Here is an 8,261-nt window from a genome sequence, read left to right as displayed (position 1 = left end):
GCCGTCGCAGGCCGGATCGCGCCCTGTTACGGACGGCGAAGCCACCCCTCACCCTGGGGCTGTTCAGGGTTGCCCGGTCAGCCGACCGAGTCGAGCAGCCGGGCGGTGTGCATCCGCCCGGCGTACTCGACCAGGCGGATCAGGACCTCCTTGCCCGAGTCGCGGTCGCGGGCGTCGCACAGGACGACGGGCGTTCCCCGGTCGAGGTCGAGGGCCTTCGACACGTCCTGGGAACCGTAGGACCGTGCACCCGTGAAGCAGTTGACGGCCACCACGAACGGGATGCGCCGGTGCTCGAAGTAGTCCACCGCGGGGAAGCAGTCCTCCAGGCGACGGGTGTCGGCGAGGACGACGGCGCCGAGGGCCCCCTGTGACAATTCGTCCCACAGGAACCAGAACCGGTCCTGTCCGGGTGTACCGAAAAGGTAGAGGGACAGGCCGGAGCGGATGGTGATGCGGCCGAAGTCCATTGCGACGGTCGTGGTGACCTTCTGGTCCACCCCGCCGGTGTCGTCGACCAACTGGCCTGCTTCGCTCAGCAGTTCCTCGGTGCGCAGGGGCCTGATCTCACTGACGGCGCCCACCAGGGTGGTCTTGCCCACGCCGAATCCACCGGCGACCAGGATCTTGAGTGCCAGGGCGGCCGTGTCGCCGTCCGCGGCGTCGGAGTGCTCGGAGACCATCGATCACTTCTCTCGGGAGTGCCGGCAACGGTCGTCGTCCGTACAGGGCCGCGCGCCGGCGGAAGGTCCGCGCACGGCCCGGGTACGTGTGTGCGAAGTCAGCATCATGACAACTGCGCCCCGCCCGCGGTGAGTACGACCACAAATTGCCCGATGTGGCCGACTCGTGTCCTTTGTGTTTCAGGGCGGGTGCGCAACTCGGCGCCGAACGGGCCGGGGTGGTCGTGAACGTACATCTACAGGGCCCGCAACCCTTCGATCACCTCGCGCAGAATCCGTTCGTCGGGCAGTTGCGCGGGGGGCACCGGGCGGCTCACGGTGACGCGGCCGCCTTCCAGGAGGTCGCCGAGGAGCACGCGGACCACGCCGACGGGCAGGTCCGCGCCCGCGGAGAGTTCCGCGACGGACTGCGTCTCCGTGTGGCACAGGTCGAGGAGAGCCCGGTGCTCGGGCCCGAGCCCGGTGTCGTCCTCGGTTCCGGGCGCGCCCGCGTCGAGGGTGACGAGGGCGATGAGGTCGAACCGCGCCCCCGAGGGGCCGGGTTGGGTACGGCCGCCCGTCATGGCGTACGGACGGACGAGCGGCCCGGCCTCGTTGTCGTACCACTGACTGCCCGGCTCGCGCGGGACGTCGCTCATGCCCTCGGTCATGTCTGCGGACCGCCTTCCGCGTCAGCCGGCGGCGGGCGGCCGCGCGCCGATCCGCGGCGCGGTGTACAGGTGCTCACCGACGCGTTTGACCAGCCGCGCCATCTCGTAGGCCACCAGGCCGATGTCGGCGGTCACGGCGGTGAGGACGGCGAGGCAGGAGCCGTCGCCCGCGGCGGCCACGAACAGGAAGCCGTCGTCCATCTCCACCATGGTCTGGCGTACACCGCCCGCACCGAAGTGGCGCCCTGCACCCTTGGCCAGACTGTGGAAGCCGGAGGCGACCGCGGCGAGGTGTTCCGCGTCCTCGCGCGCGAGGTCGGTGGAGGCGCCCACGGCCAGTCCGTCGTTGGACAGCACCACGGCGTGCCGTACCTCCCGCACGCGCAGCACCAGGTCGTCCAGCAGCCAGTCCAGTTCGCCGGACGGCTGCGCGGTTCTCGTGCTCGGGTCCTGGATCACGCGGGATCTCCTTCGCTGCTTTCTCTGCCGGCCGGGAGGTCCGCCGCGGCGGCGGTCCGGCCGGGCCGGCTCCCGCCGCCACGCGTCCAGCCGTCGCGGTACGCCGTCATGCGGTCCCTCACCAGTTCCGGGGTACGCGCGTCGTCACCGCGCGCGGGGGGCGTGTCGGCCGGTTCCTCCGCGCGCCGCTCCCGCAGTTGGGGAGCCAGGCTGGCCTGCCGGACCCGGCGCGGAAGGTCCTCGGACTCCCCGGGTTCGTCGGCGTCGTCCGGCGGGCGATGCAGTCGCAAGGTGGTGACTCCGGGAGGCGGGGTGTCGCCGGTCGTCCCGGCCGCGGTCGCCGCGGGTGCCACCAGCGCGGGCCGGCCGGCCGACGCCGGGACGGGCTCGTGCAGCCGTTCTGAGCGCGGCACGCGCGCGTGGTCGTGGTCCGCGAACCGCTTCGCTTCGGCGGTGCGCCGGGGGGAACGTTCCGGCCGGCCGGCGTGCAGTAGCGCGGTGGGCAGCAGGACGACGGCTGTGGTGCCGCCGTAGGGAGAGGTGCGCAGGTGCACCTTGATGCCGTGCCGGGCCGCGAGCCTGCTGACCACGAAGAGGCCCAGCCGGTCGCTGTCGAAGAGGTCGAGTGCCTCGGACTGCTCGATGCGCTGGTTGGCCTCGGCGAGGGTCTCCTTGCCCATGCCCAGGCCCCGGTCCTCCACCTCGACGGCGTAGCCGTTGCCGACGGGCTCGCCGGTGACGCGCACCCGGGTGTGGGGCGGGGAGAACTGCGCCGCGTTCTCGATGATCTCGGCCAGGAGGTGGGTGAGGTCGGCGACGGCGGCGCCGAGGACGGACGCGTCGGGCAGTTGCCGTACCTCCACGCGCGCGTAGTCCTCGACTTCGGAGACGGCCGCGCGCACCACGTCGGTCAGGGAGACCGGCACCCGCCAGGCCCGGCCGGGAGCCGCTCCGGAGAGGATGATCAGGCTTTCCGCGTGGCGTCGCATCCGGGTGGTGAGGTGGTCGAGCCGGAACAGGTCGCTGAGCTCGTTCGGGTCGTCGGAGCGCCGTTCCATGCTGTCGAGCAGGCCCAGTTGGCGGTGCACGAGGATCTGGCTGCGCCGCGCGAGGTTGACGAAGACCCCGGAGATGCCGCCGGCGAGTTCGGCACGCTCGACCGCCGCCCGCAGCGCGGCGCGGTGCACCGTGCCGAGAGCCTCGGCGACCTGTCCTGCCTCGTCCTCCGCGGGCGGCCCGGGCGGGGCCTCCGCCCGTACGTCGATCTCCTCCCCCGCGCGCAGTCTCCGCATGGCTTCGGGGAGTTTGCGCCGGGCGATCTCCAGTGCGCTGTTGCGCAGCCCGACCAGTTCGATGACGAGACCGCGGCCGATGCGCACGGAGATGACGAGTGACGCGGCGACGGCGAGGAGGCCGAAGAGGACGGCGGCGCCCGCAGGGGTGAGCAGACCCCGGGTGAACGGGTCGGCCTGGTCGGCGACCCCGTTTCCCGCGTCCGCCTCGATGGTGCGCATGCCGTCCCGCAGGGCTGCGTGCGCCCTGTCCCAGGCGGGTTCCGGCGCCGCGGCGAGGGCACGCGTGCCCGGGGTGGCGGCGAGGGCCCGATCCTCCGACGTGGTGACGGCGCTGTAGGCGTCACCGGCGGCGAGCGTCTGCCAGGCGGCCTGTTCGGGGCCGCGCAGGTCGCCGACGGCGGACTCGGTGAAGGCGCGGCGCGTGTCGACGGCGCCCGTGAACAGCCGCAGCCGCTCGCCGGAGAGGCCCCCTGCCAGGCGCGCGCCGGCCAGCACGGCGTTCTCCCGGGCCAGTGCCTCGCCCGCGCGGGAGAACTCGAGCAGCACGCGCGCCTCAGAACCGAGTTCGGCGTCCTGGATGCCGGTGAGGGCTCCTCCCACTCCGAAGGCGGACGCGATCGTCGTCGTGTACCGCCCGTAGGTCTCGCGCCATCCCACGCGCCGCTCCAGCACCGCGGCGCGCAGGGGACCCAGTCGCTCGGCTCCGGTGACGAACGCCTCCAGGCGCCGGGCCACCCCGGCGGGTGCCTCGCCGCCGTCGGCGATGGTGGTGTCGTCGCCGAGCCGTAGGTCCGCCACCGCCCGGTCCGTGTCGCGCGCCAGCTTCCTGAGGTCCTCGCCGTGGACGGCGGAGGGGTCGGTGGCATGGCGTACGGCGGCCTCACGCTCGGCCTGGAGCGCGGCCACGGTGCGCGCGACGGGCGAGCGGATCTCGGCGTCCACCCGCTGCAACTGGCGCAGCCGGGACACGTCCTGGGCCGTGCTGACGGTGGCGAACGCCCACAGGGCCAGCAGCGAGACGACCGGCACCATCAGCAGGCAGACGATCTTGGCCCGGACAGTGCGTGGCCGTATCCGCCAGTGCCCCACGCGCGCGGGTATGTCGTCGGGCGACGCCTCCAGTGGGTCGTCCGGCACTTCGTCGGCCGGCGGTCCGGCGTGCGCGCGGCGGCCGCGCACCGGTGGTGACGACGGTGTCTCGCCGCCTGCTGTGGGGGTCCTACGCGGTGTACGCATGGCCTCCTCGCTCGGAAGTGGGTCGGGGTCGTGCCGTCGGCGCCGTCACGCGTGCGTCGCACCCTGCGGAACGGCGCCCTCGACGGACTGCTGGGCCGACGCGGACGCCGCGCGCTCGCGCGAGGTCGGCGACAGTGCGACGAAGGCCGACGTCAGGAACAGGTAGGAACCGAGGCCGACGGCGAGCGGGAAGATGAACTGCATCGCGGTGGCCCCGGGCAGGGGCGCGCCGGAGGGTGTGACGCGCACACCGACCGCGAACATCCCGGTGTAGTGCATGCTCGTCACCGCCGCGCCCATGATCAGCGAGGCGACGGTGACGGCGACGGGTGACCTGATGTTGAGGGCCGCCCACAGGGCCGCCGTCGCCGCGACGACGGCGATGACGACGGACAGTCCGACCAGGGCGGGGTCGTAGCTGACGGTGCCGTGCAGTCGTACCGCCGCCATGCCCAGGTAGTGCATGCTCGCGACGCCGAGTCCGGTGGTGAGGCCGCCGAGGAAGAGCGCGCGGGCTCGGTCCTTGCCGTATCCGACGGCGAAGACGCCGGCACACACGACGATCATGGCGACGAGCAGGCTCACGATGGTGAGCGGCACGTCGTAACGGATGTCGGTGCCGCTGACGCCGAACCCCAGCATGGCCACGAAGTGCATGGTCCAGATGCCGGTGCCGATGGCCGAGGCCGCGGTGACGAGCCAGTTGCGGCGCGAGCGCCCGGTGGCGCCGAGCGCGCGGACGGTGCAGCGCAGCCCCAGTGCGGCGCCGATGCAGGCCATCACGTACGACAGCACGGGGGTCAGCCAGCCGAAGGAGGCGTGGTCCAGGTGTCCCATGACCCCGGGACGCTAGCCGGGTCAAGGGCGCATAAAGGGGGCGCATTTCGAAAGGTGTTGCAACATGACACAGGTGTGCGCCTGAACGATCGCCGCACGCTCGAACGTGCGCGCCGAGGCGTCATCCGTGTCGGTGCGGAATCATGCCGAGCATGAGCGACGACCACACACACGTCCAGGAGTTCTTCTCCGCCCGGGCCGCCGACTGGGACAGCCGGTTCCCCGACGACGGCCCCGCCTACGCGTCCGCGGTCGGCGCCCTCGGGCTGCGGGCGGGCGACCGGGTCCTCGACGCGGGCTGCGGAACCGGACGCGCTCTCCCGCCTCTGCGTGCCGCGGTGGGGCCCTCCGGGGTGGTCCTCGGCGCCGATCTGACCCCCGCCATGCTGCGGGCCGCCGCCGGGGCCGGCCGCGACCAGGAGGGACAGTTGCTGCTCGCCGACGTCACCGCGCTTCCGCTGCGGTCACGGTCGCTGGACGCGGTGTTCGGCGCGGGGCTCGTCTCCCATCTGCCGCGCCCGGTCGACAATCTGCGGGAACTGGCCCGTGTGGTGCGGCCGGGCGGCACCCTGGCCCTGTTCCACCCGATCGGCAGGGCGGCGCTCGCGGCACGCCAGGGGCGGCAGCTCACCCCGGACGATCTGCGCGCCGAGGCGAATCTCCGCCCACTGCTGACCGCTTCGGGGTGGCACATGACCTCGTACGTCGACGAGGACGCCCGGTTCCTCGCACTGGCGACCCGCGCGGTCTGACCCGCCGAGCCGGCCCATGCCCGTGGTCCGGGTCCGGGTGCTGTGGGTGTGGGTGTGGGTCTGGGGGTTCACTCAACGGGCGATCCGTTCAGGTGGCGGACGGGGCAACCCCGCAGGCCGGGGGTGGAATGGTGGCCCGCTCGTCCAACCGGTGACCGTTGGGGTGGCCCTTGATCTGCTGTTCTGCCGGTTCTGCCGGTTTGACCGGGCGTGATGCAGTCCCGGCGCGGCGGCGGCAGGCGTGCAGCGCGTCCCCGCAGCCGTACGGCGCGGCGCGTCGACGAACGGGCGGGTGACGGCGCCGAGCAGCAGCGCGGTGTCGTCGTAACGTCTCCGGGCTCGCCGGGTGAACTCGGCCCTCTCGGCGAGCGGTCGGTCGACGCGCGGCAAGGCGTAGGTGGGTAGAGGGCGAGCGAGTCCCAGGGCTCGGGTGCAGTCCCATGGGGATTCGTGGGCGGAACCGCACCGCCCCCTTCTGCCACCGAAGCTCCAACTCTACGGTGGGTGACAGGGCACGGACGATGAGCGATATCAGTCACGAGGAGGGAAGGTGGTCAGCATGCTCGCCAGGCTCCGCAGGTCCGTCGCCGGATTCCTCGACGCGCTGCGCACCGGGGCGGACACCGGCCCGGACACTCACGGGCACAACCTGTTCGAGGCAGCCGCCACCTATGTCGCGGCCTGTGCGGAGGACGACCAGGACCGGATCGACGAGGCGGCGGGCTGGGTGTCACCGGAAGCGCTGTCGTTCGGGGTGAACGAGCTGGCGTGCCGGGCGGTCGTGGCCCTCGCGCGGGAGCGGGACGAGTCGCCGCGTACGGTGGCTCGAGCACTCCTTGGGCTACCGGCGGTATGAAACCGCGCCGCGCGGATGGTCGATTCGCCCCTTCCTGCCGGAAACCGCAGCTCCGGGTGTGCTTCACGGTCGTGACAAGCGGCTTCCGGTCGCACTAGGGTGCGCGCGGTTGGACGAATGAATGGGGAGGCTGGGATGGCAGGGACGGAAGAGGAAACCGTCGCCGCCGCGGACGACGCGCTGTATGTGCTAACGGCAGCACTGCTGACGCCTGCGAAGTTCCCGAGCGTCCTCGGCGACGACTATCCGGAAGCCTGCGCGGCACTCGGTCTGGCACCGCTGGCCGACGGGTACGGACTGGTGCTGGGCCAGGACGGGGAGGGCGCCCGCTGGACGGTCGTCATCGACGACGTCTCCCTGGTCGCGGTCGCCATCGCGTCCTGGGACTGCGGCATGGAGCACGAGCTGTCTCCGCAGGAGCACACGGTCGTCGCCGCGCTGCCCGGCTGGCCCCTCGCTGTCGCCGTCGCGGCGCCGGGTGTGCCCGCGCCGCATGATCCCGGCCCCGAGCTGGTTGACGGGGCGCCGCTGTCGCCGCCGGACACGAGCGTCTGGGGCCCGGCGCAGCGCCGCATGGGCGCCGACGAGATCGCGCTGCGGTGGTCGGTGTGGCGGGAGCAGATCGACGAAGCGGACTTCCCGAGCCCGACCGCCGCGTCCACAGAGGACGAGGCAGCGTCGGACGCGGACGAGGCACCTGCCGGCAAGGTGGGCCTCAGCAACGTGCAGCGGGTGCTCGCCGAGGTGCAGGCGTACGTGGACACTCCGCCGCCGCTCGGTCGTGTCCGGTCCTCCTTCGCCTCGGGGGACGCCCGGATCCTGCGCGCGGACGGTCCCGGCTGGTCCCTGGTGGCCCGCACCGACGACATCGCCTTCGTGCTCCTCGACGCGGAGCCCGGTGAGGTGCTGCCGGTGGGCCGGGGGCCCAAGCTGCCGGCACTTCTCGAAGCGCTCGACAAGATGGCCGTACGTCCCAGTTGACGCCGCCTCGCTTTCGTCCCGGCCCTTCATTGGTGCGGGCGGATCGTGGCGGGCTACGCAGGGCCGACTGCCGGGCCCGAGCCTGGTGGTTCCACGGCCTTCCGTGGCACGGGCGCCGCTCCGGACGCCGGTGCGCCGCGCTCGAGGCGGCGCACCGGGACCGGGGTGCGTCAGCGGCCGATCTCCTTGCGGGTGACGCGGCGCAGCCTGCGCCGCTGCGAGGGGTCGAGCGCGAGGTACGCGGCCGCCGGAACCCCCAGGATTATCAGGAGCGAGGCCCACCAGGGCAGCCAGATCAGCAGGATCAGCCCGACCGCCACACCTCCTGCGGCGATCTTCGCGTTCTTCGACATGTGTGTCGCCTCCTTCGCGGCCACGGCCGCTCTCTGATCAGAAAAACGGCTTCGTGCTTCGCATGGTTCCGGACGGCGACCCTGAGACGCCCCTGAGATGGCCCCCTACTGGGTCGCGCGGCTCGTAGTCGGGTCGTCCGCCTCGCGGGCGGTCGGCTG

Annotated in this window: 9 protein-coding genes; 3 read left to right on the top strand and 6 right to left on the bottom strand. The window is 72.7% G+C overall.

Annotation, left to right across the window (positions count from 1 at the left end):
* Positions 1–77 precede the first annotated feature (77 nt).
* The 5 genes from ABZT03_RS28915 to ABZT03_RS28895 form a co-directional block, all read right to left on the bottom strand.
* A complete protein-coding gene (locus ABZT03_RS28915; RefSeq protein ID WP_356044558.1) occupies positions 78–683 on the bottom strand; it encodes an ATP/GTP-binding protein in 606 nt (201 codons plus the stop codon).
* 236 nt (positions 684–919) lie between these two features.
* Positions 920–1,333, bottom strand: a complete 414-nt coding sequence (locus ABZT03_RS28910; RefSeq protein ID WP_356044556.1) for a DUF742 domain-containing protein — start codon at positions 1,331–1,333, stop codon at positions 920–922.
* A 21-nt stretch (positions 1,334–1,354) separates the two neighbouring features.
* The gene (locus ABZT03_RS28905; RefSeq protein ID WP_356044554.1) at positions 1,355–1,792 is read right to left on the bottom strand and encodes a roadblock/LC7 domain-containing protein; all 438 of its coding nucleotides are present in this window, start codon (positions 1,790–1,792) and stop codon (positions 1,355–1,357) included.
* The gene (locus tag ABZT03_RS28900; protein ID WP_356044551.1) at positions 1,789–4,323 is read right to left on the bottom strand and encodes a sensor histidine kinase; all 2,535 of its coding nucleotides are present in this window, start codon (positions 4,321–4,323) and stop codon (positions 1,789–1,791) included. The genes ABZT03_RS28905 and ABZT03_RS28900 overlap by 4 nt, the downstream gene beginning before the upstream one ends.
* 45 nt (positions 4,324–4,368) lie before the next feature.
* Complete coding sequence (locus tag ABZT03_RS28895; protein WP_356044550.1) at positions 4,369–5,160, bottom strand: MHYT domain-containing protein; 792 nt, start codon at positions 5,158–5,160, stop codon at positions 4,369–4,371.
* A 152-nt stretch (positions 5,161–5,312) separates the two neighbouring features.
* On the opposite strand from ABZT03_RS28895, the gene ABZT03_RS28890 reads away from it, so the two are divergent.
* The 3 genes from ABZT03_RS28890 to ABZT03_RS28880 all read left to right on the top strand — a co-directional run bounded on the left by ABZT03_RS28890 (position 5,313) and on the right by ABZT03_RS28880 (position 7,749).
* Positions 5,313–5,912 carry a class I SAM-dependent methyltransferase gene (locus tag ABZT03_RS28890; RefSeq protein ID WP_356044548.1) on the top strand — a complete coding sequence of 200 codons (600 nt, stop codon included), beginning with the start codon at positions 5,313–5,315 and terminating at the stop codon, positions 5,910–5,912.
* Between the two features lie 559 nt (positions 5,913–6,471).
* Positions 6,472–6,768, top strand: a complete 297-nt coding sequence (locus ABZT03_RS28885; RefSeq protein ID WP_356044547.1) for a hypothetical protein — start codon at positions 6,472–6,474, stop codon at positions 6,766–6,768.
* Between the two features lie 135 nt (positions 6,769–6,903).
* On the top strand, positions 6,904–7,749 hold the full coding sequence (locus ABZT03_RS28880) for a hypothetical protein (RefSeq protein WP_356044545.1): 846 nt from the start codon (positions 6,904–6,906) through the stop codon (positions 7,747–7,749).
* 170 nt (positions 7,750–7,919) lie between these two features.
* On the opposite strand, the gene ABZT03_RS28875 is transcribed toward ABZT03_RS28880, so the two are convergent.
* Positions 7,920–8,102, bottom strand: coding sequence for a hypothetical protein (locus tag ABZT03_RS28875; RefSeq protein WP_356044544.1), 183 nt, complete (start codon positions 8,100–8,102; stop codon positions 7,920–7,922).
* Positions 8,103–8,261 lie beyond the last annotated feature (159 nt).

The sequence above is a fragment of the Streptomyces sp. NPDC005574 genome (genome assembly GCF_040605435.1).
Lineage (GTDB): Bacteria > Actinomycetota > Actinomycetes > Streptomycetales > Streptomycetaceae > Streptomyces.
Note: the sequence above shows the minus strand (reverse complement) of the source record. Positions and strands in the feature narration are given on the sequence as shown.